This window comes from Microtetraspora sp. NBRC 13810, assembly GCF_030268685.1.
In the GTDB taxonomy this organism is placed as follows: domain Bacteria; phylum Actinomycetota; class Actinomycetes; order Streptosporangiales; family Streptosporangiaceae; genus BSRQ01.
Map to the genome: position 1 here is coordinate 101,982 of NZ_BSRQ01000015.1, position 24,368 is coordinate 126,349.

Sequence of the window (24,368 nt, forward strand, 5' to 3'; positions counted from 1 at the left end):
GTCAGCCTTCCTTGGTTTCCGGTGTGGCGTTGCCGTTGCCGGTGGACGGTCCAGCGGTCGCCGTGAAGGGTTGGAGTGTGGCGAACAGGTCCGGCACGGGATCGTCGTCGCTCGGGTCGCCCGCCTCGGGCGCCGGGCCGGTATGCGCGTCGTGCGCCTCCTCGGCCGGCACCTCGGTGTCGGTGTGATTCTCCTTGCGGAACGATTCATATATATCGATCAGCACCTGCCGCTGCCGCTCGGTGATGTGCGTGTCGGCGCGGATCGTGGTGATGACATCGCTTTCGTGCGTGCCGTCCTCGATGAGGCCCGCCTGCACGTAAAGCGCCTGGGCGGAGATTTGCAGCCCTTTGGCGATCTGGTTGAGGATCTCGGCGCTGGGCTTGCGCAAACCCCGCTCGATCTGGCTCAGGTAGGGGTTGGAGACACCGGCGGCCGACGCGAGCTGGCGAAGGGAGATCTTCGCCTGCGTGCGCTGGTCGCGGATGTACTCACCAATCGAGCCGACCTTGGGTAGTGCCATGCCTTCGAGTATGCCGCACAGTGCTTGCTGTTGCGCGCATTGGCGCTAACAATAGCAAGCACTTGACCGTGACATCAGTCTCAGTGGGGGATGAGCCAGAGCAACGGCGCAGAGGCGATCAGCGTGACCGACAGCGTCAGCGCCGCCGCGCGCAGCCTGCGCGGCAGCGCGGGGCTGGGCGACACCAGGCGCTCCACCCTGAGCATCACGCAGGCGTGCGCGGCGGCGGCGCCCAGCGTGCCGTCCGGGGTGGCCACGGCGCCCGCGGTGCCGAAGCGGAGCAGGGCGGTGGCCAGCCGGCGCGGTGAGCAGAAGCGCCTGGCCCGGTCGTCGGCGGCCATCTCGATGAGCAGCCCCACCGCGCTCTGCGCGTCGCGGACGACCGCCGACCAGGGCAGCGCGCGGCGCAGCGCGGCGAACGGCAGCAGCACCAGGTCGTGCCGCTCGCGCACGTGCGCGGTCTCGTGGGCCAGCACCGCGGCCAGTTCGTCGGCCGACAGCAGCTTCATCGTTCCGGCGCTGATCACCACCTGGGACCGGAGTCCGGGCACGCAGTAGGCGGCGGCGCCCGGGTGGTCCAGCACCCGCACGCCCGGCATGCCGGGATCGTCACGCGCGATCAGCGCGAGCAGCTCGCGGTGCCGGCGACGGGCCCGCAGGGTCTGCGCCCCCGCGGTCAGCAGCACGGTGACGAGCACGGCGAACAGCGAGAGACCGGCCACCAGCGCCAGGACGTGCGGCAGGTCATAGGCGCCGGGCGGGCCGTACCCGCCGTTGAGGGCGGACCAGGAGAAGGCGGCGAGGCCGCCGAGGACGCCCCGGTCGTAGGGCTGGAGCGCGTAGCTGAGCAGCGCGCCGGTGCTGGCGAGCCCCCAGGTGACGCCGAGCGCCTGCCAGAGCAGGATCGCGAGGTGCGGGGCCCGGTAGGTCCACCGCGCGGTGGTGAAACGCCACGCGCCGAGCGCGCAGACGACGGCGAGCGCCCCGAGGGCCGCCGCCGTCACTCCTCCTCCAGCTCCGTGAGAGCCTTGAGCAGGATCTCCGCCTCGGAGCCGGAGACCGCCTGCGCGAAGCGGGTCAGCGCGGCAGAGCGGTCGCCGGTGAGGTCGAGCGCCTCCAGCATGAGATCCGCGACGTACGCGTCACGGCTCGCGGCCGGCTCGTAGCGCCAGGCCCGGCCGTCGCGGGTGCGGACCAGGAAGCCCTTGCGGGTCAGCCGGTCCAGCACGGTCATGACGGTGGTGGGGGCCAGATCCCGGTCGGCGATGTGCCGGCCCACCTCGCGGGCCGTCAGCGCCGTCTTCTCGGCCCAGAGGATGTCCATGATGCTGCGTTCGAGCTCGCCCAGACCCTTCACATTTTTCAGGGTAGCGCGCCTACCACCCGCCGTAGTACTACGGTACGTCGAGTTCGCGGGACGTCCGGCGGGTAGATTGCCGGGATGACGGTCACACTGGTGCGGGGGGACATCACCGAACAGGCCGTGGACGCCGTGGTGAACGCCGCGAACTCCTCGCTGCTGGGCGGGGGCGGCGTGGACGGCGCCATCCACCGGCGGGGCGGTCCGGCGATCCTTGAGGAGTGCCGGGCGCTGCGCGCCTCGCGTTATCGCGGCGGCCTGCCGGCCGGGGAGGCCGTCGCGACCACGGCGGGCCGGCTGCCGGCCCGCTGGGTGATCCACACGGTCGGGCCCGTGCACAGCCTGTCCGAGGACCGGTCTCATCTGCTCGCCTCCTGCTATCGATCCTCGCTGCTGCTCGCCGAGGAGCTCGGAGCGCGCAGCGTGGCCTTCCCCGCGATCTCCACCGGCGTCTACCGGTGGCCCCTCGACGACGGGGCGCGTATCGCCCTCACCACCGTGCGCGACACGCGGAGCCGGCTGGAACAGGTGAAAGAGGTCAGGTTCGTCCTGTTCGACTCCACAGCCTATGCGCATTTCGAGCGGGCGCTCAGGGAATCAGGTGCTTGACCAGATAGATCTCTTCGCGGTCGTCGCCCGGCGTCACCCGGATGGCCCGCGGGATACGGCCCACCTCCGTGTACCCGGCCCCGGCGTAGAACCGGTCGACGCCGGTGCCGCCCCGGCAGACCAGGTGCAGCGACTCCACGCCGAGGCGGGCGGCGGCCTCGTCGGCGGCCCGCATCAGCTCCAGGCCGAGCCCCGTGCCCTGCCGCTTCGGGTGCACCATCACCTTGAGCAGCCACCGCCAGTGCGCGCGCAGCGGCGAGCCGTTGTCGGCGAGCACCAGCCAGCAGGACAGGTCGCCGGTCTCGTCGTCGAAGCCGGCCAGCAGCCGGTCGGTCCCGCCGGGCCGGCAGCGCGCGAACAGCGCCTCGGCCGTGGGCCGGATGTCCCCGGCCGACACGGGGGGCACGAAACCGACGGCCCCGCCGGCGTTGGTCACCTGGGTCCAGCAGTCGATCAGCTCGTCCACCAGTGCGGGAGTCAGGTCGGGATCCAGGACGAATCGGGTCACGGGGTGACGTTATCCCCGGGTCTCCCGCCGGCGGGACGGGGGGTCAGCGCGGAGGAGCGACCGCGGACCAGGGGAGGGTCAGCTCGCCCAGCCGCCAGCGGGCCCTGCCGCCGAGCGGCGGGCGGGTGTGGATGGGCCAGGTGGCCGTGAGGCTCTCCACGGCGGCGAGCCACCGCTGCCGCACCCCGTAGGGCGCGTACGGCGCGCAGACCGCCCAGGCCCGGTCCAGATCGCTCAGCAGGGCGTGGATCGGCTCACCGGGCACATTGCGATGGATCAGCGTCTTCGGCAGTCGCTCCGCCAGATCCGAAGGCCGCTCGAAACCGGCGAACCGGGTGGAGAGGGTCAGCGTGCGCGGGCCTTCGGCGTCCAAGCCCACCCAGGTCGCCCGATGTCCGACCTCCGAGCAGGTGCCCTCCACGATCACCCCGCCGGGCGCGATCCGCGAGCGCAGCATGTCCCACGCCCGCCACGCCTCCGCCTCGCCGTACTGCCTGAGCACGTTGAACGCGCGGACCAGCACCGGCGGGCGGGCCACCGGGAGCTCGAAGCCGCCGAGCGCGAAGCGCAGGCCGGGCTCCTCGAAGGGGGCGGCCGCGGCGACCCGGGCGGGGTCGATCTCCAGGCCGACCACCTCCACATCCGGGCAGACCAGGCGCAGCCTGCTGAAAAGCTCCACGGTCGTGACGTGCGAGGCGCCGTACCCCAGATCCACCACCAGCGGGCGGGGAGCCGACGTGAGCAGGCGGCCGTGCACGACGGTCAGCCACCTGTCGGCCCGGCGCAGCCGGTTGCGCGCGGTGGTGCCGCGGGTGACGACGCCGACCGGCCGGACGATCCGCGGGCTCTTCGGGACCCCGGTCACGACGTCACGCGGTGGACCTTGTGCTGGGCCGCCTGGGCGCGGGGGCGGATGACCAGGCGGTCGATGTTCACGTGCGCGGGGCGGGTGACCGTCCAGGCGATGGCGTCGGCCACGTCGTCGGCGGTCAGCGGGCCCGGCACGCCCTCGTACACCCGGGCGGCGGCGTCGGCGTCGCCGCGGAAGCGCACCAGCGAGAACTCGTCGGTCCGCACCATGCCCGGCAGGATCTCCACGATCCGCACCGGCTCGCCGACCAGCTCCAGCCGCAGCGTCTCGGTCATCGCGGTCTGGCCGTGCTTCGCCGCGACGTAACCGCCGCCGCCCTCGTAGGAGACGACGCCGGCCACCGAGGTCAGCATCACCAGCACGCCGTCGCCGGACTCGATCAGCCTGGGCAGCAGCGCCCTGGTCGTCCGCAGCGAGCCGAGCACGTTGACCTCGTACATCCGGCGCCAGTCGTCCGGGTCGGACTCCGCGACCGGCTCCAGGCCCACCGCGCCGCCCGCGTTGTTCACCAGCACGTCGCACCGGTCGAGCGCGGCGGCCAGCTCGTCCACCGACTCCTGCGAGGTGACGTCGAGCGTCACCGGGGTCACGCCGGGCACCTCCGCGGCCAGCTTGTCCAGGCGGTCACGGCGGCGGGCCGCCGCGACGACGTGGAACCCCTCCGCGGCGAGCCGGCGTGCCGTCGCCTCGCCGATGCCGCTGCTGGCCCCCGTCACCACCGCAGTGCGCTTCAACCCGTCCTCCTCTGGTTCTGCTTCATTGTCGGCCATCCTGCCAGCCCCCCGCCGTCCACTCCGTCCGGCCCCTGTGATCGCATGCGGGAATCACTCGTGATTTCGGGTGGTTGAAAACCGCTTGGAGGTGGTGCCAGGTGAGGCGACGACGGGTGAACCGGGTCGCGACGATCAGTATGCACACGTCCCCGTTGGACCAGCCGGGCACCGGCGACGCGGGTGGCATGAACGTCTACGTCGTCGAGGTCGCCAAACGGCTTGCTCAGCTCGACGTCGAGGTGGAGATCTTCACCAGGCAGACCGCCCGCGACCTCCCGCCGGTGGCCGAGCTGGCCCCGGGGGTCCTGGTCAGGCATGTCACCGCGGGTCCCTACGAGGAGCTGGACAAGGCCGACCTGCCCGGCCAGCTGTGCGCCTTCCTGTCCGGCGTGCTGCGCACCGAGGCGATGTACGACCCGGGCCGCTACGACGTCATCCATTCGCACTACTGGCTTTCCGGTCAGGTCGGCTGGCTGGCCAAGGAGCGCTGGGGCGTCCCGCTGGTGCACACCATGCACACCATGGCCAAGGTGAAGAACCTGCTGCTCGCCGAGGACGACAGGCCGGAGCCGAGCGCCCGCGTGTTCGGCGAGGAGCAGGTCGTCGACGTCGCCGACCGGCTGGTGGCCAACACCGAGGCCGAGGCGGGCGAGCTGATCGACCTGTACGGCGCGCCGCGCGAGCGGGTCGCCGTCGTCAACCCCGGCGTGAACCTGTCGGTCTTCCAGCCCGCGTCCAAGGGCGCCGCCCGGCACCGGCTCGGCCTGCCGCAGGACGCCCACGTGCTGCTCTTCGTCGGCCGCATCCAGCCGCTCAAGGCGCCCGACGTGCTGCTGCGTGCCGCGTCCCGGATGCTCGTCGAGGAGCCGGGGCTGCGTTCCCGGCTCGTCGTCGCCTGCGTCGGCGGCCCCAGCGGCAGCGGGCTGTCCCGCCCCGCGCTGCTCGCCGAGCTGTCCGCCGAGCTCGGCATCTCCGACGTGGTCCGCCTGGTGCCGCCCGCCCCCCAGGACGAGCTGGCCGACTGGTACCGCGCCGCCGACGTGACCGTGGTCCCCTCGCACAACGAGTCCTTCGGCCTCGTCGCGCTGGAGTCGCAGGCGTGCGGCACCCCGGTCGCCGCCGCCTCGGTGGGCGGCCTGCGCACCGCCGTACGGGACGGCGTGTCCGGCGTCCTCGTGAACGGGCACGAGCCGGAGGAGTGGGCCCGGGTGCTGCGCAGGTTCGTGCACGAGCCGCGGTGGCGGGCCGGACTGGCCGCCGGGGCGGTCGAGCACGCGGCGGCCTTCGGCTGGACGGCCACCGCGGTCCGGCTCGCCGAGGTCTACGCGGGCGCGCTGGCCCATCTGCACCGTGCCCCCGTCGCGATCAGCTCGTAGGGTGGGGACATGACCGTCGCGGACGTGGTGGAGTCGGCGCTCAAGAGCGCCGACGTCTCCTACGAGCGCCCCCGGCCGGAGGCGTTCCTGGCCCGCCTGCCCGGAGCGCACAAACTGGCCACCATGACCTGGCTCATCGTCGGCGACCAGGCCCTGCACGTCGAGGCGTTCTTCTGCCGCAGGCCCGACGAGAACCACGCCGCGTTCTACCGCTGGCTGCTGACCAAGAACGGCTCGACGTACGGCGTGCACTTCGCGCTCGACCAGACGGGTGACGTCTACCTCGTGGGGCGGCTGCCGTTGGCGGCGGTGTCGGAGGAGGAGATCGACCGGCTGCTCGGCTGCGTGCTCACCTACTCCGACGAGTCCTTCGACCGGGCCCTTGAGCTGGGCTTCGCCTCCTCCATCCGGCGGGAGTGGGCGTGGCGGGCGAAACGTGGCGAATCCCTCGCCAACCTGCAGGCGTTCGCCCGTTTCGCCGACCCGGACCGTCGATAAGCTTGCCCCCATGGCGACTTTGGTGCTGTTGCGGCACGGCGAGAGCGACTGGAACGCGAAAGGGCTGTTCACCGGGTGGGTGGACGTCAGCCTCTCGGCCACCGGGGAGAGCGAGGCGCGGCGCGGCGGGCAGCTCCTGCTCGACGCCGCGGTCCGGCCCGACGTGGTGCACACGAGCCTGCTGACCCGGGCGATCCAGACCGCCAACCTGGCGCTGGGCGCGGCCGACCTGCTGTGGCTGCCGGTCAAGCGGTCCTGGCGGCTCAACGAGCGCCACTACGGCGCACTCCAGGGGAAGAACAAGGCGCAGACCCGCGAGGAGTTCGGCGACGAGCAGTTCATGCTCTGGCGCAGGTCCTACGACACGCCGCCGCCGCCGATCGCCGACGACGACGAGTACAGCCAGGCCGGCGAGGCGCGCTACGCGCTGCTGCCGCCGGAGCTGCTGCCGCGCACCGAGTGCCTCAAGGACGTCGTGGACCGCATGCTGCCCTACTGGTACGACGAGATCGTGCCCGACCTCTCCGCCGGTCGCACGGTGCTGGTGGTCGCGCACGGCAACTCGCTGCGGGCGCTGGTGAAGCACCTCGACGGGATCGGGGACGAGGAGATCGCCGGGCTCAACATCCCGACCGGCATCCCGCTGCGCTACGAGCTGGACGACAGCTTCAAGCCGCTGGTCAAGGGCGGCGAATACCTCGACCCGGAGGCGGCGAAGGCCGCCATCCAGGCCGTGGCGAACCAGGGTAAGTGACCCCGGCCGGGCCCCACCCTCAGGCGAGGTCCTGGGGGTGGGAGCCGGTCACCAGGTAGACGACGTCACGGGCCACCCGGACCGCGTGGTCGGCGTAGCGCTCGTAGTAGCGCCCGATCAGCGTCACGTCGATGGCCTGCTCCACACCGTAGGTGGAGTCCTTCGCGAGCAGCACCCGGAACAGCCGCCGGTGCAGCCTGTCCATCTCGTCGTCGTCCTGCTCCAGCTCCATGGCCGCCTCCACGTCGCGGGAGGCGACGCAACTGCCGGCCTTGGTCACCAGCCGCTCGGCGATCTGCCCCATCTCCAGGATGGTCGAGCGGATCTCCGGGGGGATGGCCGAGTCGGGGTGCCGCAGACGGGTGATCTTGGCGACATGCTCGGCGAGGTCGCCCATGCGCTCAAGGTCGGAGCCCATGCGCAGCGCCGTGATGACCATCCGCAGATCGACGGCCACCGGCTGCTGCCTGGCCATCAGGTCGTAGATGGAGGTCTCGATCTCCTTGTAGATCCGGTTGACCTCCTCGTCCTGCGAGATCACGCTCTCGGCGAGCTGGAGGTCGGAGTCGAGGAGGGCCGTGGTCGCCCGGGAGATCGCCGAGCGAACCAGGCGGGTCATCTCCACCAGACGATCGGTGAGGGCGTCAAGCTCTTCATGGTACGCGTCGCGCATGGGAAAACCGTACGGCCGCGACAATGAACGAACTCCTACCGGTACGTGAACTTTGTGGGAAACGGCGTGGTCATGAGCCTGTGACCATCCCTTGCCACGGAACCCCGCGCCTACCATCGAGGTATGGAAGGACAGGGTGAATCACCAGTGGTAGTGAACAGGTGAACGAGTTGTTGGCGAGCCTGACGGCGCTTGCCGGGTTCGTCGTCGGGGCCTTCGCCGTTCTCGCGATAAGGAATCACGGCGACAACCGGCGCGCCCTGGAACCGGCCGAAACGGTGGAGCCGGGAGTGCTGCCCCAGGGCGTCGCCTCCGTCCTCGCCGTCCTGCCCTCCTCGGCCGTGGTGCTCGACCACACCGACCGGGTGCTGCGGGCCAGTTCGGCCGCGCGGGCCTTCGGCCTGGTCAAGGGTGATCATCTGATGGCCGCGGAGCTGCTCGCGCTGGCCAGGCAGGTGCGCAGGGACGGCGAGATCCGGGAGAGCGAGATCGAGGTGGCCGGGCACAAGTTCGGCCTGGAGGCGACCACCTTCGCCGTACGGGTGGCCCCGCTCGGGTCGCACGGCCAGGTGCTGGTGCTCGCCGAGGACCAGACGGAGCGCCGCAGGGTCGAGGCCGTGCGGCGGGACTTCGTGGCCAACGTCAGCCATGAGCTCAAGACGCCGGTGGGCGCCCTCAGCCTGCTGGCCGAGACGATCCAGGACGCGGCGGACGATCCCGAGGCGGTCACCCGCTTCGCCGGTCGCATGCAGCACGAGGCCGCCCGCCTGACCTACCTCGTCCAGGACCTCATCACGCTGTCCAGGATCCAGGGCGGCGAACCCATCCCCACCCCGGGCCCCGTGCCGGTCGACGAGACGGTGCACGAGGCCATCGACCGATGCAACACCAAGGCGGCGGCCAAGGACATCACGCTCGTCGCCGGAGGCACCCAGGGCCTTCGCGTGTGGGGCGACGACGAGCTGCTCGTCACCGCCCTGCGCAACCTCATCGACAACGCGGTCGCCTACAGTCCGGAGCACACCCGAGTGGTGGTGAGCGCACGACCCGCCGGTGACGCGGTCGAGGTCAGCGTGAGCGACCAGGGCATCGGCATCCCGGAAAGCGCCCAGGAGCGGATCTTCGAGCGGTTCTTCCGCGTGGACGCCGCCCGCTCCAGGGCCACCGGTGGCACGGGCCTCGGCCTGGCCATCGTCAAGCACGTCTCCGTGGCGCACGGCGGCGAGGTGACGGTCTGGAGCAAAGAGGGCTCCGGATCGACCTTCACCCTGCGGCTGCCCGCCTTCGGTGGCACGGCGGTAGCCGTACCCAGCACGAACACCAATCCCCTGGAGGCCGCGAAGTGACCCGCGTACTCGTCGTCGAGGACGAGGAGTCGTTCTCCGACGCGCTGTCGTACATGCTGCGCAAGGAGGGGTTCGAGGTCGCGGTCGCGGCCACGGGCCCCGAGGCGCTCGACACCTTCGACCGCAACGGCGCCGACCTCGTCCTGCTCGACCTCATGCTCCCCGGCCTGCCCGGTACGGAGGTCTGCCGGTCCCTCAGGCAGCGGTCCAAGGTGCCCGTCATCATGCTGACCGCCAAGGACAGCGAGATCGACAAGGTCGTCGGCCTGGAGCTCGGCGCCGACGACTACGTCACCAAACCCTTCTCCTCGCGGGAGCTCGTCGCGCGGATCCGCGCGGTGCTGCGGCGGCAGGGTGACGTGGAGGAGGTCGAGTCGGCCATCCTGGCGGCCGGCCCGGTCCGGATGGACGTGGACCGGCACATCGTCGCCGTCCGCGGCCAGCAGGTGCAGCTCCCGCTCAAGGAGTTCGAGCTGCTGGAGGTCCTGCTCCGCAACGCCGGCCGGGTGCTCACCCGCGGCCAGCTCATCGACCGCGTCTGGGGCGCCGACTACGTGGGCGACACCAAGACGCTCGACGTGCACGTCAAGCGGCTGCGGGCCAAGGTCGAGTCCGACCCCTCCAACCCGCGCTGCATCCTCACCGTGCGCGGTCTCGGCTACAAGTTCGACCCCATCGAAGACTGATCCCCGCCACAGCCGGAAAACGCCACCACCCGTCCCGGGTGGTGGCGTTTCCTGGTTGTTCCGCTTGTTCCGGTCGCCTTCGTGGCAGGCCGCCGCGCGGGCCCAGGCGGGCCCAGGCGGGGCTAGTGGCCGGCGGCGGAGTCGGTGGGCGTCGCCGTCGGCGCGCCCTCAGGGGCGTCCGTCGGGGTCCCCGTGGGGGTCTCCGCCGGGGTCGCCGGCGCGGTGGCGCCGTCGGTCGGGGTCGCCGTGGCGGTGCCGGACGGGGCGGTGTCGGACGGGGCGGTGTCGGACGGGGCGGCGCTCTGGGCCGGGGCCAGGGACGCGAACTCGCGGCTGCGGGTGATCACCGGGAGGATGACGTCCACGACGCCGGCGTTGGTGAACTGCAGCTTCACGTTGACGTGCTCACCGCCGGTCAGCGGCTTGGCGAGCCCCTGCACGGTGATCTGGGGCGTCGGAACGCCGGTGTTGACCCGCTGGTTCTGCGGCAGCGAGATCGGGGCGGCGACCTGAACCCCGCTGGCGCCCTCGGCGGTCGCCGCGACCAGCGTGTCGGTGGTGCGGTTGGTGTTCACCACCGAGAGGTACATCGGGGCGGAACCGCCCGCGGGCAGCGTGGCGCCCGAGTCGGGGCCCAGGATGAACGCCTGGGAGATATGGATGTCCCCGCTGCTGAGGATCTTGGCCTCGGTGGGGGCGTACGGCTTGATCGTGTTGGCGTCGAAACCGGCGGCGCAGCCGGCCAGGACCGGGGCAGCCGCGAGGAACGCGGTGGCGGCGATCGCCCAGCTACGGCTGGTGCGGGTCACGGACGGATCTCCTTGTCACACGAACGGACATGTGGTACTTGTCGCAGGTATGGCATGTGGTAGTGCAGGCCAACCCTATCCGCCGCCGAGCGCGGTCTCCGCGCCGCCCCGACGCCTACGGCGCGGCTGCTAAGACGCAGGTCACCCCCGTGTAATGGCCCCGTGTTTCACATTGTCGAGCCGTTGTCAAGCCCTAAAATGGTGCTTTGACCTGCAGTTATGGGTATTTCACTGTTCCGGGAGTCCGTGAATGCGTGGTACCCTGGAGTACAGCGGAAGGGGTACTTGTCACATGACTTTCCAGGTCGGCGACACTGTCGTCTACCCCCACCATGGGGCTGCTCGCATCGAAGCCATCACAACCCGGACCATCAAGGGTGCGGAAAAGACTTACCTGGTGCTGAAGGTCGACAAGGGCGACCTTACCGTACAGGTGCCGGCTGAGAACGCCGAGCTCGTCGGCGTGCGCGACGTGGTCGGCCAGGAAGGCCTCGAGCGCGTCTTCGACGTTCTCCGCATGCCGCACACCGAGGAACCCACCAACTGGTCCCGTCGCTACAAGGCGAACCTCGAAAAGCTGGCGTCCGGCGACGTGAACAAAGTCGCCGAGGTCGTCCGCGACCTGTGGCGCCGCGACAAGGAGCGCGGTCTGTCCGCCGGTGAGAAGCGCATGCTGGCCAAGGCCCGCCAGATCCTGGTCAGCGAGCTCGCGCTCGCGGAGAAGACCAACGAGGACAAGGCCGAGGCCCTTCTCGACGAGGTTCTCAACACCTGAACACTTCACTTCCCAGGGTGGGCGTCGGAGTCGACGTCCACCCGTTCGCTTCTGGCCGGGAGCTCAACCTCGCGGGCCTGCACTGGCCCGGTGAGACCGGGCTCGCCGGTCACTCGGACGGCGACGCCGCCGCTCACGCGGCCTGCGACGCCCTGCTCTCCGCGGCCGGCCTCGGCGATATCGGCGGCCTGTTCGGCACCGCCGATCCCCGGTGGGCCGGCGCCTCGGGTCTCACCCTGCTGGAGGAGACCGCGCGCCGGGTGCGCGCGGAGGGCTTCACGATCGGCAACGTGGCGATCCAGGTGATCGGCAACCGCCCGAAGCTCGCGCCACGCCGCGCCGAGGCCGAGAAGGCCCTCAGCGAGGCCCTGGGCGCCCCGGTGAGCCTCAGTGCCACCACCACCGACGGCCTGGGCCTGACCGGCCGTGGTGAGGGCGTGGCCGCGGTGGCCACCGCTCTCGTGATCGCCCTCTGAGTCCCTCTTCTTCCCGATACCGCTGTGACTTGCGTGGTTGGCGGTATTGCGGTGATTCATGGTAACTTGACTGAGATCTTGACGGATGGCGTCTCGCGTTTGGCAACTTTTTCGTCAGGCGCCTGCCAACCCGGCGTAGGGGACGGACGTCTCATTTACGGATGCCGTTGCGGTCTCCCGGCGGGTGGCGCGGATGCTCGCCGATTCAAGTGGCGGGTGGTGGTCCGTTTACTGGCGCGGTGCGGACCACCGCCCGCTTTATCGTGTTCGGTTATGGGTAGTTCCTCCGGTTGAGAGAGACATGTCGGGCCTAACGGGGGAGCTGGACATGATCGGAACCATCATCTGGGCCATCGTGATCGGCGCCGTCATCGGTGCCGTGGCGCGGCTCATCGTTCCCGGCCGCCAGTCGATGAGCTGGGGCCTCACGCTCGTCGTCGGCATCGTCGCCGCGCTCATCGGCACGCTGATCGCGCAACTCCTCGGGGTGGCCACCACACCGGGAGTCGACTGGATCGAGCTGGTCCTGCAGGTGGTTCTCGCGGTCATCGGCGTGCTCCTGGTCACGCGGGTCATGGCGGGGCGTTCCAAAGCCTGACCCGGGGCCGTGCCCGGGCCCCTCTCGCGGACCCGCCCGAGGACCCGCCGCGGACCTCCCTGGGACCTGTCTGGACCTGCCTGAGGACCTGTCGCGGGACGGTCGTAGAGCTCGAAAAGGGCCTTCTACCTGCGAGTTTAAAAGTTCCGCGATAATCGCCCGATTCTGGGGTAACCGCTCCCCGTGAGAGTGAAGGTCTCGCCCTCACGGGGAGGTTGGACATGACCATCGAAAGCATCATCGGCGCCATCGTCATCGGCGCGATCATCGGCGCCATCGGTCGGCTACTGCTTCCCGGCAGGCAGGCGATCGGCTGGATCCTGACCATTGTCGTCGGCATCGTCGCCGCCCTCATCGGCACCCTGATCGCTCAGTCGGTCGGTGTCGAGACCACTTCCGGCATCGACTGGATCGAGCTGGTGATGCAGGTCGTCCTGGCGGTCGTCGGCGTCGGCCTGGTGGCAGGCCTGCGACGCAGCAGGGTGTAATCCCCAAAAGGCTTCGCGCCCGGCCCCGCACAGGGACCGGGCGCACGCCTGCGCCCCCGGTCCTCCCACCCGCCCACGCTCCACCGATCCGGGCGCGCTCGCCTGCGGTCCGCGGATCGCTCAGGTCGCCGTCCGTGCTTCGCGGGTTCTGTTCGATCGGCCACGGCGTGGGCTGTTCGATCGCCCGTCGCGCCGCCCGCTCCACCCGGGGCCCGTCGCACCGTATCCCTCCCACGGTGCCCGCCCCGACGAGTGGAGCGGGCGGCGGCGGGCTACTGTCCGGCGTCCTCCAAGGGGGGCACCGGGGTGCTGCGGGTGCGGGCGGAGGGCGGGGCCGACTCGTCCTCGCGCGCGCCGGCCGTACGGGGCTCGTCGCGGTCGGCCATCTCGGAGCCGTGGGCCCGGTCGTCGATCTCGATGGGGTCCATCGGCCCGGTGTCCTCCAGCGAACGCTCCACGGCGTCCTCGGCGGGCCTCTGAGCGCCTCTGGCGGCCGGCACGGCTCCGGGACGAGTGTCGGGGAGGGTGCGCAGCGGCTGGGTGTCCCGATCCTTCTCAGAGGCTCGGGCGGTCTGACGATCCGCTTCGTCCGTGTCGCCGCCGTGCCGCGAGGGCGCCGCCGCCCACGTCTCGACCCGCTCGCCGAGAGGGTGCGCGGACTCGGTCTCCCTGCGCGGGTGCACCAGCACGTCCTCCGGCTCGCGGCGCGGGTTGCTGCGGATCACGTCGCCCCAGCGCAGGGGCATGTCGGGCTGCCGCTGGGGCCGGGGGCGCCGCCCCAGGGCGGGACTCCCCGTGTCGTCGACCGCCTGGAACGCCGGGACCGGGTTGCCCGGAGCCGGTTCGTCCAGGGCCGCGCTCTCCGGAACCGCGCTCTCCGGAGCCGCGCTCTTCGGGGCCGGGCTCTTCGCGGCCACGGATGCGGCGTGGGCCACGGGCGCCCCGGAGGGCACGGAGGCCCCGGCGGAGGGCACGGGGGCCATGGGCTCGGCCGCCGGGACCATCTCGGGGAGGGGCCTGGCGGGCTCGGGCAGGGGGTGGGCGGGCTCGGGGAGCGGCTCGTCCCGCGCGGCGCGCTCCGCCGAGGGAGCGATCGGCAGCGGGGGCGCCGCCTCGGGCCGCTGGAACGGCACGAACTCCCCGGCCGCCGGCTCCGCGTCCACCGGCTCCCGCCGCGCGTGCGCGTGCTTGATCATCAGCAGCCAGAGCCACAGGGCGATCGTGAGCATCGCCCAGGGGGCCACGGCGACGACGATGGCGGCCTGCCGTACGTCGACCGTGGCCTGCATGGCGGTGGCGACGTCGGCGGCCACCGCGCCGGCGATCAGCAGCACCAGGACCGCGCCCGCCTGGAGGCGCACCGGCAGGCGGCCCGTGCACAGCAGCAGCACGCTGATCAGCGCGACCGCGAGCAGCGCGTCGAACGCGGCGGGATAGAGGTAGGCCAGGTCGGGGCGGGCCCGGCCGGTGACGGCCAGGGCGCGGAGGTCGTCGAAGGAGAGAACGCACGCCGTGGCGCCCAAGGCGGCGACGCCGAGGCCCACAACGGCGATCCCGAGGCGGCGCAGGGTCAGCGTCATGCCGCTCTGCCGGACTGGTGCGGACGGGCGGGAGGACGTGCCTGCCGCCGCGGGGGGAGTGACGTTCATGGCCCTTCGAGCCTACAGAAGGCGTCAGACATGATCGATGTGCCGGAAGAGCGGGTCTGGGCGCCCGGCGGCGTACGGGAAATGCCGGCCTCGTCCCGGTCACCGGTCATCCGGGGTGAAACCGGCGGTTGCCCGACCGCGGCCCGGTCCGGGGAAGCTGTGCGACCCGTGGACGTTCTCACTGGTCACCGGGCCGGTGGACGGCTGCCGCCGTGCCGGGCCGGGTGGCGCAGCCGGTTTCGCCGGGGCCCCGATCCGGGAGCTTTCCCGCAAATACCCCGACACGCCGTGGGCAAAGGACACGCCGGATGTACGACGCGGGATCGCCCGAATCACGTCAGACCGGGTTCACCTGCACGAGTGAACAACGTTCACGCGATTTCAACGTCGCGCAACGTGGCTTGTGAGGCGGGGTGAGGCGTTAGCCTAGCCTTCGTGAGCCTGCACCTCTACGACACCAGCACACGGACGATCCGTGAATTCGTACCGGTCGAGCCCGGAAGGGTATCCATCTACCTGTGCGGAGCCACCGTGCAGGCTCCGCCGCATATCGGGCACATTCGCTCGGGCGTCAATTTCGACGTCCTGCGGCGGTGGCTGCTCCGGTCCGGCTACGACGTCACCTTCTGCCGCAACGTGACGGACATCGACGACAAGATCATCAGGGTTGCCGCCCAGGACGACGTGCCGTGGTTCGCCGTCGCCGAGCGCAACCAGCGCGCCTTCACCTGGGCCTACCAGATGCTCGGCTGCCTGCCGCCGACCGTCGAGCCGCGGGCGACCGGCCACGTGCCGGAGATGATCGAGCTGATGCAGCGGCTCATCGAGCGCGGCCACGCCTACGCCTCGGCCGGCGACGTCTACTTCGACGTCGTGTCGTACGCGGATCGTTACGGCTCCCTCTCCAACCAGAAGCTGGAGAACATGCGGGCCGCCGGTGACACCGACACCGACTCCGCCAAGCACGACCCGCGCGACTTCGCCCTGTGGAAGGGCGCCAAGCCGGGCGAGCCCACCTGGCCCACCCCGTGGGGTCCCGGTCGTCCCGGCTGGCATCTGGAGTGCTCCGCGATGGCCACCAAATACCTCGGCGCGACCTTCGACATCCACGGCGGCGGCGTCGACCTGATCTTCCCGCACCATGAGAACGAGCTGACCCAGTCCCAGGCGGCAGGCGACGGCTTCGCCCGCTACTGGATGCACAACGGCCTGCTCACCATGGGCGGCGAGAAGATGAGCAAGTCGCTGGGCAACTCGCTGCTCATCCCCGAGATGCTGAAGAAGGTCCGCCCGGTCGAGCTGCGCTACTACCTCGTGGCCCCGCACTACCGCAGCGTCATCGACTACTCCGAAGAGGCGCTCCAGGAGGCCGCGACCGCCTACCGGCGGATCGAGGGCTTCGTCACCCGCGCCGCCGAGGTGATCCACGACGTCGACGCGCACGCGCCGCTCCCGCAGGCGTTCGCCGAGGCGCTCGACGACGACATGGGCGTGCCGCAGGCGCTGGCCATCGTGCACGAGGTCGTCCGCGAGGGCAACGTCGCGCTCGCCCAGGGCAACAAGGAGCAGGTGGCCCGGCTCCTCGCCGAGACCCAGAACATGCTCGACGTGCTCGGCCTCGACCCGCGCTCTGAGCAGTGGCGTTCCTCCGGCGAGGGCTCCGGCCTGCGCCAGACGGTCGACGCCCTGGTCGCGGTCGCGCTGGAGCAGCGCCAGGCCGCCCGCGCCCGCAAGGACTACGCCGCCGCCGACCTGATCCGCGACCAGTTGCACGCCGCGGGCATCGTCGTCGAGGACACCCCTTCCGGTCCGCGGTGGGAAGTGACTCGTTGAAGCCCTTAGGCTGATGGTCATGGCTGGTGGGGCGAAAGGGGCCGGTAGGCCCGCGAAGAAGAAAGGCCCGTCGAAGGGCACCGGTGGCAACCGCCGTCGTGGTCTTGAGGGCAAGGGGGCGACTCCGCCGGCCCATCTGAGGCACTGGTACAAGGACAAGCAGCGCGAGGCGGGCACCGCCCGCCCCGCGGCTTCCCGGCCCAGGGGCCCGCGCCGCGACGACGCGCCGGAGACGATCGGCGGGCGCAACCCGGTGCTGGAGGCGCTGCGCGCCGGCGTGCCCGCCAACACGCTCTACGTGGCCCAGCGCATCGACAACGACGACCGGGTCCGCGACTCGATCAAGCTGGCCACCGAGCGGGGCATCGCCCTGCTGGAAGTCACCCGTGAGAAGCTCGACCGTCTCACCGAGGGCTCGGTGCACCAGGGCATCGCCCTGCAGATCCCGCCCTACGAGTACGCGCACCCGGAGGACCTCGTCTCGGCGGCCCGCGAGGCGGCGGAGATCCCGCTGATCGTCGCCCTCGACGGCGTCACCGACCCGCGCAACCTCGGCGCCATCGCCCGCTCGGCCACCGCCTTCGGCGCGCACGGCCTCCTGGTCCCCGCCCGCCGCTCGGCCGGCGTCACCGCGGGCGCCTGGAAGACCTCGGCCGGCACGCTCGCCACGCTGCCCGTCGCCCGAGCCGCCAACCTCACGACCGCGCTGCGCGAATACCGCGACGCCGGCATCTTCGTGATCGGCCTGGACGGCGAGGCCACCGTCGACCTCGCCGACGCCGACCTCATCACCGAGCCCCTCGTCATCGTCATCGGCTCGGAGGGCAAGGGCCTGTCCCGCCTGGTCCGGGAGAACTGCGACCTGGTCGTCCGCATCCCCATGCGCGCCGCCGCCGAGTCCCTCAACGCCGGTGTGGCCGCCGGAATCGCCCTTTACGAGGTCTCCCGCAGCCGCTGACCGCGTCACGATCGTAAGCAGGTCGTTAGCGTGTTAGCACTGTCCGGCAGTGACTCTGAGCGTTCGACCCCACTAGACTTGTTAGGCCATTGCCGACGTAGCTCAATCGGCAGAGCAGCTGTCTTGTAAACAGCAGGTCAGGGGTTCGATTCCCCTCGTCGGCTCGCTGCTCGGAGGCCCTCCACGATCTTGTGGGGGGCCTCCATGTTAACGTCTTCGTCACCTGCCTGTCCCCGGTTCTTGATCGTCTCAGGGAAGATTTCGGACGCTGCGGCCGTGCGGGTTTGGGGCGGCCGGACGGGGGCGCCGGGGCGTTGTGCACTGGCGCGGATCGCTTCCGCCACGGCGGGCCGAGTCACCGGCGGCGCCGCGATCACCCCCTGCAGCCGCGCGGTACGCGGGTGGGGGACGTCCCGCCGCTTCCGCGGTCTCATCTGTCGTGGACGCGGCCCAGTTTGGAGGACAGCCCGATGTTCTGCTTGTTCTTGCAGGTGCGTAGTCCTCTGGTGCACTTGCCGAACTGAATGGCGGAACCTCCGTCGCCGGTGATGACGCTCTGGGTGCCTCGGATAATCTTGGGAGAGTTGACCGTGAAATCCAGCTGATTACGCCGGGCGCTGCCGGTTTTGATGATGACCGGCCCCCCGTCGTCGTCATGGGCCGCGAAGTCGTGATGTATCGCCGCCGTGCTCGCGCTCGCCGGGAGGGCGGCGGCGATGCCGCTCATCGCGATGGCGACCGGGATGAATATCATGAGCTGCCGGCAAGTGACCATGTTGCCGTGCGCGTCTGCCCGACGGTGCTTTGTCATGCTGGCCTGCCACTTCGCGGTACGGCATGGATGAAGACATTATCGACCACCTTGCGTATACCCAGGTCCTCGTCGCTGCTTTCCTGGCATGCCATGCGCGTTGCGTAAGATGACGGGCATTTTGTCTTCCCGCCTGGATGTGAAAGTGATGGGCCCGCTCAATGTGTGGGCGGGAGGGACATGCGGAGCTGTACGCCGCGGTTCAGTGGCTCGGCGGTGACGGTGCCGCCGTGGGTTTCGGCGACCTGGCGGACGATCGCGAGTCCGAGGCCGGAGCCGGGCATGGAACGGGCGGACGGGGAGCGGTAGAAACGGTCGAAGATGTGTGGCAGGTCGGCGGCGGGGATGCCGGGTCCCTGATCGGTCACCGAGACGGTGCCGCCCGCCTCGACCCGGACGAGGACGCGTCCGCCGCCAGGGCTCCACTTCACGGCGTTGTCCACCAGATTGCCCACCGCCCGCTCCACCGCGTCCGGGTCGGCGTGCACCAGGCACGGCGCCGACTCGACATGGAACTCCAGATGCGGGGCCCGGCGGGTGGCGCGTGCCACGACGGCTTCGGCCAGCAGGTCGAGCCGGGTGTCCTCGGTGTGGGTCTCGGTGCGACCGTATCTGCCCAGGTCGATGAGGTCGTTGACCAGTGCCTTCAGTTCCTCCGCCTGCCGGCGGGCGTCGTCGACCAGCGCCGGGGCCTCCGGATCGGTCAGCCCGTCCTTCTCGGCGAGCAACTCCAGATTGGTGTTGAGGCTGGTCAGCGGGGTGCGCAGCTCATGGGAGGCGTCGGCGACCAACTGCCGCTGCGTCCGGACCGACTCCTCGACCGCGCCCATCATCAGGGAGAACGACCGTGCCAGGCGGGCGATCTCGTCGTTCCCGCCGGCCTCGACCCGTGCGGAGAGGTCCTGTGTGGCGGTGACGTGCTCCACGGCCTCGGTGAGCCGGCTCACCGGCCGCAGGACCCCGCCCGCCGCGAGACGTGCGCCGCTCGCGGCCAGCACGGTGCCGGCGACAGTGATCATGCCGAGGAGGGCCAGCAGCCGGTCCAGGGTCGCGTCGATCACCGAGACCGGTACGGCGGCCCGCACCAGCAAGCCGTCCGCCCCCGGGTACGGGGCGGTGTAGACGCGGTAACCGACCCCGTCGTGCACGGCGTCATGGAAATACGGGGCCGCCTCCCGTGCCGCCACCCTGACGTCTCTGCGGTCGACCGGGAGGAAACCGCTTTTGATGCCCTCGATGCCCTCCAGCGGGAGTTGCAGCCATATGGGGCCGACGCTGACGACCACCGCAGGGGGCAGTCCCCGCTGCTTGAACGCGCTCAGCAGCTCCGGGGTCTGGGCGACGGCGGCGACCAGCTCGCTGTCGTGCCGGTCCCTCAGGTTGGCGCCCTGCCACAGGTAGAGGATCAGCGAGGTGAGCAGGAGGGCGCCGAGCACCACCGCGCCGCCGGCCAGGGTCACCCGGTTGCGCAGGCTCATCCGTGTTCCCGCAGGACGTATCCCAGTCCGCGCACGGTCTGGATCAGCCGGTCCTCGCCTCCGGCCTCCAGCTTGGCGCGCAGATAGCTGATATACACCCACAGCGCGTTGGAGGAGGGGCCGAAATCGTAGCCCCAGACCGACATGAAGATCAGGGTCCGGCTGAGCACTCTCCGGGGGTTGCGCAGGAACAGTTCCAGCAGCGCGTACTCGGTCTTGGTGAGGTCGAGGGTCCGCCTGCCCCGGCGGGCACGGCACGCCGCGGTGTCCAGCTCCAGGTCGGCGAAACGCAGGACGTCCTCGACGGCGCCGCTGCGCCGCAGCAGGGCGCGCAGCCGAGCGCGCAACTCTTCGAGCTCGAACGGCTTGACGAGATAGTCGTCGGCGCCCGCGTCCAGACCGGCGACCCGGTCGGCCACCAGGTCACGTGCCGTCAGCATGAGGATCGGGGTGCGGTCACCGAGCTCGCGGATCCGCCGGCACACCTCCAGGCCGTTGGGCTCCGGCATCAGGATGTCCAGGATCACCGCGTCATGGCGGGATCCGGTGATCATCCGCAGAGCCGAACCGCCGTCGGGCACCGCGGCCACCTCGTACCCGTCCCGAGTCAGCGCGTGGGCCAAGGAGCGGCGCACCGCGTCGTCATCGTCGACAACAAGTAATCGCATGTCTTGGCGGCCTTACTGGACGTGGGAACGGTAAGGAACAGCCAGTATCCGGCCCCGGGTGTCTGGCCGACGTGAAGCGGGACGGATCATCAAGTGGGCTTCCCTCCGTTCCGCCGGCCCTGGCCGGAGACCGGGACTCGGTTCCAGCCAGGGCCGGGCCGCGCGGGGCCGCGTGCCGTCGTGCCTATTGCCCGGTTTCCTTGAGGACCTTCAGCTCCTCCAGCCCGGAGGCCAGCCGCTTCGGCGAGACGCGCAGCTTCTTGGCGAACTCGACGCACTTGGGGTTCTTCGGGTCGACCTTGATGATCTTCCCGTCAGGCTTCGTCGCCCAGTCCAGCACCGGGTCCACCTGGAGTTCCTTCACTCCCAGCTTCTTGGCGAACCACTTGCCCTCGTCGAGGTCGGCGGGCGGGAGGCGCTTGCAGGACCTCGCGTGCCCGCCGATCAGCTGCTTGAGGATCGGGGCCGCCTCGGCGGGGGTGACTCCGAGCTTCCGGGCGAACCACGTGACGTCGGCGGGGTCGCCGAAGTCCCGGCCCTCCGCGGCCCCGCGCTCGAAGACGACCACGGCCTGCTTGAGCCGCTTCTCGGAGACGCCCGTCTTCTTGCCGGAAACCAGGAGCTTCCTGTCGGCCCTGAACTTGCAGCCCGGCTTCCCCGTCCACGAAACGGCCGCAGCAGGCACCCCGCCGGCCTGGTCCGCGGTCGAGGCCGAGGCGGCGGTCGTTCCACCGACGCCCATCATCACCCCGGCCACCAGCCCCGCGGCGAGCAGTCCAGTCCTGAAGCGCATCCGTGTTCTCCATTCCCGTTTCGGGTCCGGCCCTGTACCGGTCCCTTCCAGAGGGAAGAAGATCAGGCGCGACTCAGCGCAACTCTCGGGAAACCTTAGAATCACCGTAGATCTGAGGACCCGGACCGCCGGGATCTGCCCGGTCGCCGTTCGACAGGGGCGCGGCAGTGGCGACCTGACGGAGCCGTGGGGCCGGCGGGGGTCGCGTCGGCGGGTGGGGGAGTTTCGCTGATGGTTCGGACGGCCACGCTGTGGGGGCGCGACGCCGAGCGGGCCGAGTTCGCGCGGTTGACGGCGCGGGCGCGGGCGGGGCGGAGCGGGGTCCTGGTGCTGCGTGGGGAGGCGGGCATCGGGAAGTCCGCGCTGCTCGAACAGGCCGCCCGGGACGCCGCGGACCTTCGGGTGCTCCGGGCCACGGGGGTGGAGGCCGAGGCGGGGCTGCCGTTCGCCGGTCTGCAGATGCTGCTGCGTCCCGTGCTGGACCGGCTGGACTCGTTGCCGGGCGCGCAGGCGGACGCGTTGCGCGGCGCGCTGGGCCTGGCCGAGGTCGTGGGCGTGGACCGGTTCCTCGTCGGGCTGGCCGTGCTCACCATGCTGTCGGACCTGGCCGGGGAACGGCCGCTGCTCTGCCTGATCGACGACGCGCACTGGCTCGATGCGGCCTCCGCCGAGGCTCTGCTGTTCGTCGCCCGTCGCATCGACGCCGAGGGTGTCACGATGCTCTTCGCGGCCAGGGAGGGATTCGAGGCTCCCGCGCTGCCCGAGTTGCCCCTGGGCGCACTGGACCGCGACGTCGCCGCCGGTCTCCTCGCCGAGCGGGTCCCGGACCTGACCCCTGCGGTCCGGGGGCGGATCGTCGAGGAATCGGCCGGCAATCCGCTCGCGCTGACCGAACTGGCGGCCGGGCTCACCGCCGAGCAGCGTGCCGGGCGGGTGGACCCGCCGGCCGTGCTGCCCGTCGCCGGGCGGGTGCTCGCCGCGTTCGGGGCGCGGATCGACCGGTTGCCGCCCCGGGCCCGGCTCGTGCTGACGATCGCCGCCGCCGAGGGGACGGGCGACCTGGGGACGGTGCTCCAGGCGGCGCGGAGCCTGGGCGCGTCCGCCGGTGACCTGGACGCCACCGAGGAGGCCGGCCTCGTCCGGATCGCCGGTACCACGATCAGCTTCCGGCATCCGCTGATCCGCTCGGCCGCCTACCAGCGGGCCGCCTTCACCACGCGCCTGACCGTTCACGAGGCGCTCGCCGGGGTCGTCGGCGGGGAGCGGAGGGTGTGGCATATGGCCGCGGCCGCCGCGGCGCCCGACGAGAGCGTCGCGGCCGAGCTGGAGCACGTCGCCGAGAGCGCGCGGGGACGCGGGGCGGCCGCGGCGGCGGTACCCGTCTACGAGCAGGCCGCCCGGCTCAGTCCCGGCCGGGCCGAGCGGGCCAGGCGGATGACCCTGGCCGCCCAGTCGGCGATCACGGCGGGCCGTACCGAGCAGGCGGCCGCGCTGGCCGGGCGGGCGGCCGCGCTGACCGAGGACCCGTCGCTGCGGGCCGGTCTGGCCATGGTCCGGGCGACGGTCGAGTCGGAGCGCGGCGCGCCGGGTGGGGCCGCGCGGCTCCTGATCGAGAACGCGGTTCCCGTCGCGGGCGACGACCCGGAGCTGGCGCTCGTCCTGCTCGTCATCGCCGCGGGGAGCGCCTGGTCCGCCGGCGAGGACGCCGAGGTGCGGGAGGTGGCCCGGCTCGCCGGCGGCCTCGACCTCGGCGGCGGAGCCGACGCGTCGACCGTGGCGGCCATCGCCGGGCTCGGACGTCTCATCGACGGCGACTACGCGCGGGCACTGCCCGTTCTCGACGCCTTCGTCACGGAGATACGCTCGCGGCCGCCCGGCGGGCTCATCGTGCGCATCTTCGCGGGCAACGTCGCCCTGCTGCTCGGCGACGACGAGGCGGCGTTGGAGCTGTCCGCCGCCGATGTGGCCCGCGGTCGCCGGCTGGGCCAGGCCGGCGCGCTGCCCGGAGTCCTGCAGATCCAGGCGCAGGCACAGGTCGTGGCCGGTCTGCACCACGACGCCGCCGCCGCGGTCGCGGAGGCCCTGACCCTGGCCCGCGACACCGGCCAGAGTCACCGGGTCGGCCGCCTCGGCGCGGTCGCGGCCCGGATCGCGGCCGTGCACGGCGACGAGGACCGCTGCCGTGAGCTGGCCCGGGGCGCGGCGGCGGGCTTGCCCCGGGAAGGTGCAGCGGTCCGGGACGAAGGTGCGGTGGGTTTCGGGCGTATCGCGGAGGCGGCGGCGTACGCGGAATGCGCGCTGGGGCTGCTCGACCTCACCCTCGGGCGATACGAGCAGGCGGCGCGGCGGCTTGAGGAGATCGTCCGCGGGCCCGCCCGGCACACGGCCGCCGCCCTGTTCGCCGTCACCGACCTGGTCGAGGCCGCGGTCCGCGCCGGTGCGCCGGAACGGGCGCGGCAGCCGTTCGCGCGGTTCGCGGCGTGGGCGCGGGCGGCGGACAGGCCGTGGGCGGACGCCGTCGTGCTGCGCTGCCGCGCTCTGCTGAGCCCCGCGGGCGAGGCCGGTGAGCTGTACGCGGAGGCCGTGCGCCTGCACGGGCGGGGCGGGCGGCCCTTCGAGCGTGCCCGCACCGAGTTGCTGTACGGGGAGTGGCTGCGCCGGAGCCGTCGCAGGTCGGACGCGCGTACGCCGCTGCGCTCGGCGCTGGAGATCTTCGAGCGGCTGGGAGCGGTGCCGTGGGCCGAGCGCGTCCGGGCCGAGTTGCGCGCCTCGGGGGACGCCGTGCCGGGCGAGGCCGCCGGGCAGGACGCGCTCGGACGTCTCACCCCGCAGGAGTCGCAGGTCGTCCGGCTGGCCGCCGAGGGGGTGAGCAACCGGGACATCGCCGCGCGGCTGTTCCTCAGCCACCGGACCGTCGAGTACCACCTCTACAAGGCCTATCCCAAGCTGGGAATCGGTTCGCGCGCCGAGCTCGCCCGGTTCCGGTGGTGACTACCGTGGTGCCACGGATTCGGCCCGGTGCCGCCGGCCTCTAGCGTCGTGACCGGTGACGAGA

At 71.5% G+C, this 24,368-nt stretch carries 26 protein-coding genes and 1 tRNA gene; 14 read left to right on the top strand and 13 right to left on the bottom strand.

What is annotated here, in order from left to right:
- Position 1: 1 nt before the first annotated feature.
- The 3 genes from QSK26_RS27235 to QSK26_RS27245 form a co-directional block, all read right to left on the bottom strand.
- Positions 2 to 523 (bottom strand): helix-turn-helix domain-containing protein, encoded by a 522-nt coding sequence (locus tag QSK26_RS27235; protein ID WP_285778110.1) that lies wholly within the window; start codon positions 521 to 523, stop codon positions 2 to 4.
- Positions 524 to 603: 80 nt separating this feature from the next.
- Positions 604 to 1,527, bottom strand: coding sequence for a M56 family metallopeptidase (locus tag QSK26_RS27240; protein ID WP_285778111.1), 924 nt, complete (start codon positions 1,525 to 1,527; stop codon positions 604 to 606).
- Complete coding sequence (locus tag QSK26_RS27245; RefSeq protein ID WP_285778112.1) at positions 1,524 to 1,880, bottom strand: BlaI/MecI/CopY family transcriptional regulator; 357 nt, start codon at positions 1,878 to 1,880, stop codon at positions 1,524 to 1,526. Before QSK26_RS27245 ends, QSK26_RS27240 begins: the two co-directional genes overlap by 4 nt.
- A gap of 84 nt (positions 1,881 to 1,964) precedes the next feature.
- On the opposite strand from QSK26_RS27245, the gene QSK26_RS27250 reads away from it, so the two are divergent.
- Positions 1,965 to 2,492: an O-acetyl-ADP-ribose deacetylase gene (locus QSK26_RS27250; protein ID WP_285778113.1), complete on the top strand. Its 528-nt coding sequence runs from the start codon at positions 1,965 to 1,967 to the stop codon at positions 2,490 to 2,492.
- On the opposite strand, the gene QSK26_RS27255 is transcribed toward QSK26_RS27250, so the two are convergent.
- Genes QSK26_RS27255 through QSK26_RS27265 form a run of 3 tightly spaced genes read right to left on the bottom strand, consistent with a single transcriptional unit; the run spans position 2,473 to position 4,605 of the window.
- Positions 2,473 to 3,000, bottom strand: coding sequence for a GNAT family N-acetyltransferase (locus QSK26_RS27255; protein WP_285778114.1), 528 nt, complete (start codon positions 2,998 to 3,000; stop codon positions 2,473 to 2,475). The two genes, QSK26_RS27250 and QSK26_RS27255, sit on opposite strands and share 20 nt — an antisense overlap.
- A gap of 43 nt (positions 3,001 to 3,043) precedes the next feature.
- The gene (locus tag QSK26_RS27260; RefSeq protein ID WP_285778115.1) at positions 3,044 to 3,865 is read right to left on the bottom strand and encodes a class I SAM-dependent methyltransferase; all 822 of its coding nucleotides are present in this window, start codon (positions 3,863 to 3,865) and stop codon (positions 3,044 to 3,046) included.
- Positions 3,862 to 4,605, bottom strand: a complete 744-nt coding sequence (locus tag QSK26_RS27265) for an SDR family oxidoreductase (RefSeq protein ID WP_285778116.1) — start codon at positions 4,603 to 4,605, stop codon at positions 3,862 to 3,864. Before QSK26_RS27265 ends, QSK26_RS27260 begins: the two co-directional genes overlap by 4 nt.
- Before the next feature lie 137 nt (positions 4,606 to 4,742).
- Between QSK26_RS27265 and mshA the strand changes: the two genes are divergently transcribed.
- Genes mshA through QSK26_RS27280 form a run of 3 tightly spaced genes read left to right on the top strand, consistent with a single transcriptional unit; the run spans position 4,743 to position 7,272 of the window.
- Positions 4,743 to 6,020: a D-inositol-3-phosphate glycosyltransferase gene (gene mshA / locus QSK26_RS27270; RefSeq protein ID WP_285778117.1), complete on the top strand. Its 1,278-nt coding sequence runs from the start codon at positions 4,743 to 4,745 to the stop codon at positions 6,018 to 6,020.
- Positions 6,021 to 6,029: 9 nt separating this feature from the next.
- On the top strand, positions 6,030 to 6,518 hold the full coding sequence (locus QSK26_RS27275; protein WP_285778118.1) for a type III secretion system chaperone family protein: 489 nt from the start codon (positions 6,030 to 6,032) through the stop codon (positions 6,516 to 6,518).
- Between the two features lie 10 nt (positions 6,519 to 6,528).
- Complete coding sequence (locus QSK26_RS27280; protein WP_285778119.1) at positions 6,529 to 7,272, top strand: phosphoglyceromutase; 744 nt, start codon at positions 6,529 to 6,531, stop codon at positions 7,270 to 7,272.
- 19 nt (positions 7,273 to 7,291) lie between these two features.
- Here the strand turns inward: QSK26_RS27280 and phoU are convergent, their stop codons facing one another.
- Entirely contained in the window at positions 7,292 to 7,945 is a 654-nt protein-coding gene (gene phoU, locus QSK26_RS27285) for a phosphate signaling complex protein PhoU (RefSeq protein ID WP_285778120.1), read from the bottom strand.
- Between the two features lie 161 nt (positions 7,946 to 8,106).
- Here phoU and QSK26_RS27290 point away from each other — a divergent pair, with 161 nt between their 5' ends.
- Positions 8,107 to 9,291: a sensor histidine kinase gene (locus QSK26_RS27290; RefSeq protein ID WP_285778121.1), complete on the top strand. Its 1,185-nt coding sequence runs from the start codon at positions 8,107 to 8,109 to the stop codon at positions 9,289 to 9,291.
- Positions 9,288 to 9,977, top strand: a complete 690-nt coding sequence (locus QSK26_RS27295) for a response regulator (protein ID WP_285778122.1) — start codon at positions 9,288 to 9,290, stop codon at positions 9,975 to 9,977. Before QSK26_RS27290 ends, QSK26_RS27295 begins: the two co-directional genes overlap by 4 nt.
- 122 nt (positions 9,978 to 10,099) lie before the next feature.
- On the opposite strand, the gene QSK26_RS27300 is transcribed toward QSK26_RS27295, so the two are convergent.
- Positions 10,100 to 10,786 carry a copper chaperone PCu(A)C domain-containing protein gene (locus QSK26_RS27300; RefSeq protein ID WP_285778123.1) on the bottom strand — a complete coding sequence of 229 codons (687 nt, stop codon included), beginning with the start codon at positions 10,784 to 10,786 and terminating at the stop codon, positions 10,100 to 10,102.
- 292 nt (positions 10,787 to 11,078) lie between these two features.
- Between QSK26_RS27300 and QSK26_RS27305 the strand changes: the two genes are divergently transcribed.
- The 4 genes from QSK26_RS27305 to QSK26_RS27320 all read left to right on the top strand — a co-directional run bounded on the left by QSK26_RS27305 (position 11,079) and on the right by QSK26_RS27320 (position 13,123).
- Positions 11,079 to 11,561: a CarD family transcriptional regulator gene (locus QSK26_RS27305; protein ID WP_285778124.1), complete on the top strand. Its 483-nt coding sequence runs from the start codon at positions 11,079 to 11,081 to the stop codon at positions 11,559 to 11,561.
- 17 nt (positions 11,562 to 11,578) lie between these two features.
- Positions 11,579 to 12,037, top strand: a complete 459-nt coding sequence (gene ispF / locus QSK26_RS27310) for a 2-C-methyl-D-erythritol 2,4-cyclodiphosphate synthase (protein WP_285778125.1) — start codon at positions 11,579 to 11,581, stop codon at positions 12,035 to 12,037.
- Between the two features lie 328 nt (positions 12,038 to 12,365).
- Positions 12,366 to 12,635, top strand: coding sequence for a GlsB/YeaQ/YmgE family stress response membrane protein (locus QSK26_RS27315; RefSeq protein WP_285778126.1), 270 nt, complete (start codon positions 12,366 to 12,368; stop codon positions 12,633 to 12,635).
- A gap of 221 nt (positions 12,636 to 12,856) precedes the next feature.
- Complete coding sequence (locus QSK26_RS27320; RefSeq protein WP_285778127.1) at positions 12,857 to 13,123, top strand: GlsB/YeaQ/YmgE family stress response membrane protein; 267 nt, start codon at positions 12,857 to 12,859, stop codon at positions 13,121 to 13,123.
- Positions 13,124 to 13,395: 272 nt separating this feature from the next.
- Here QSK26_RS27320 and QSK26_RS27325 read toward each other — a convergent pair whose 3' ends face one another.
- On the bottom strand, positions 13,396 to 14,772 hold the full coding sequence (locus QSK26_RS27325) for a DUF2637 domain-containing protein (protein ID WP_285778128.1): 1,377 nt from the start codon (positions 14,770 to 14,772) through the stop codon (positions 13,396 to 13,398).
- Between the two features lie 435 nt (positions 14,773 to 15,207).
- Between QSK26_RS27325 and cysS the strand changes: the two genes are divergently transcribed.
- The 3 genes from cysS (at position 15,208) to QSK26_RS27340 (ending at position 17,727) form a co-directional block, all read left to right on the top strand.
- Positions 15,208 to 16,605, top strand: coding sequence for a cysteine--tRNA ligase (gene cysS / locus QSK26_RS27330; protein WP_285778129.1), 1,398 nt, complete (start codon positions 15,208 to 15,210; stop codon positions 16,603 to 16,605).
- A 19-nt stretch (positions 16,606 to 16,624) separates the two neighbouring features.
- Entirely contained in the window at positions 16,625 to 17,563 is a 939-nt protein-coding gene (rlmB, locus tag QSK26_RS27335) for a 23S rRNA (guanosine(2251)-2'-O)-methyltransferase RlmB (RefSeq protein WP_285778130.1), read from the top strand.
- A gap of 91 nt (positions 17,564 to 17,654) precedes the next feature.
- Positions 17,655 to 17,727, top strand: a tRNA-Thr gene (locus QSK26_RS27340).
- 266 nt (positions 17,728 to 17,993) lie between these two features.
- Here the strand turns inward: QSK26_RS27340 and QSK26_RS27345 are convergent.
- The 4 genes from QSK26_RS27345 to QSK26_RS27360 form a co-directional block, all read right to left on the bottom strand.
- Positions 17,994 to 18,374 carry a hypothetical protein gene (locus QSK26_RS27345; protein ID WP_285778131.1) on the bottom strand — a complete coding sequence of 127 codons (381 nt, stop codon included), beginning with the start codon at positions 18,372 to 18,374 and terminating at the stop codon, positions 17,994 to 17,996.
- Positions 18,375 to 18,532: 158 nt separating this feature from the next.
- Positions 18,533 to 19,852 (bottom strand): sensor histidine kinase, encoded by a 1,320-nt coding sequence (locus QSK26_RS27350; protein ID WP_285778132.1) that lies wholly within the window; start codon positions 19,850 to 19,852, stop codon positions 18,533 to 18,535.
- Positions 19,849 to 20,520, bottom strand: coding sequence for a response regulator transcription factor (locus QSK26_RS27355; RefSeq protein ID WP_285778133.1), 672 nt, complete (start codon positions 20,518 to 20,520; stop codon positions 19,849 to 19,851). Before QSK26_RS27355 ends, QSK26_RS27350 begins: the two co-directional genes overlap by 4 nt.
- Before the next feature lie 184 nt (positions 20,521 to 20,704).
- On the bottom strand, positions 20,705 to 21,313 hold the full coding sequence (locus QSK26_RS27360) for a hypothetical protein (RefSeq protein WP_285778134.1): 609 nt from the start codon (positions 21,311 to 21,313) through the stop codon (positions 20,705 to 20,707).
- A gap of 231 nt (positions 21,314 to 21,544) precedes the next feature.
- On the opposite strand from QSK26_RS27360, the gene QSK26_RS27365 reads away from it, so the two are divergent.
- On the top strand, positions 21,545 to 24,304 hold the full coding sequence (locus QSK26_RS27365; protein ID WP_285778135.1) for a helix-turn-helix transcriptional regulator: 2,760 nt from the start codon (positions 21,545 to 21,547) through the stop codon (positions 24,302 to 24,304).
- Positions 24,305 to 24,368: the final 64 nt, after the last annotated feature.

Bases quoted from the DNA above. Each gene is read 5' to 3' on its own strand.
- QSK26_RS27235 (WP_285778110.1), bottom strand. From the start codon at position 523: ATGGCACTACCCAAGGTCGGCTCGATTGGTGAGTACATCCGCGACCAG.
- QSK26_RS27250 (WP_285778113.1), top strand. From the start codon at position 1,965: ATGACGGTCACACTGGTGCGGGGGGACATCACCGAACAGGCCGTGGAC.
- QSK26_RS27275 (WP_285778118.1), top strand. From the start codon at position 6,030: ATGACCGTCGCGGACGTGGTGGAGTCGGCGCTCAAGAGCGCCGACGTC.
- QSK26_RS27280 (WP_285778119.1), top strand. From the start codon at position 6,529: ATGGCGACTTTGGTGCTGTTGCGGCACGGCGAGAGCGACTGGAACGCG.
- phoU (WP_285778120.1), bottom strand. From the start codon at position 7,945: ATGCGCGACGCGTACCATGAAGAGCTTGACGCCCTCACCGATCGTCTG.
- QSK26_RS27305 (WP_285778124.1), top strand. From the start codon at position 11,079: ATGACTTTCCAGGTCGGCGACACTGTCGTCTACCCCCACCATGGGGCT.
- QSK26_RS27315 (WP_285778126.1), top strand. From the start codon at position 12,366: ATGATCGGAACCATCATCTGGGCCATCGTGATCGGCGCCGTCATCGGT.
- QSK26_RS27320 (WP_285778127.1), top strand. From the start codon at position 12,857: ATGACCATCGAAAGCATCATCGGCGCCATCGTCATCGGCGCGATCATC.
- QSK26_RS27325 (WP_285778128.1), bottom strand. From the start codon at position 14,772: ATGAACGTCACTCCCCCCGCGGCGGCAGGCACGTCCTCCCGCCCGTCC.
- rlmB (WP_285778130.1), top strand. From the start codon at position 16,625: ATGGCTGGTGGGGCGAAAGGGGCCGGTAGGCCCGCGAAGAAGAAAGGC.
- QSK26_RS27345 (WP_285778131.1), bottom strand. From the start codon at position 18,374: ATGACAAAGCACCGTCGGGCAGACGCGCACGGCAACATGGTCACTTGC.
- QSK26_RS27350 (WP_285778132.1), bottom strand. From the start codon at position 19,852: ATGAGCCTGCGCAACCGGGTGACCCTGGCCGGCGGCGCGGTGGTGCTC.
- QSK26_RS27355 (WP_285778133.1), bottom strand. From the start codon at position 20,520: ATGCGATTACTTGTTGTCGACGATGACGACGCGGTGCGCCGCTCCTTG.
- QSK26_RS27360 (WP_285778134.1), bottom strand. From the start codon at position 21,313: ATGCGCTTCAGGACTGGACTGCTCGCCGCGGGGCTGGTGGCCGGGGTG.
- QSK26_RS27365 (WP_285778135.1), top strand. From the start codon at position 21,545: ATGGTTCGGACGGCCACGCTGTGGGGGCGCGACGCCGAGCGGGCCGAG.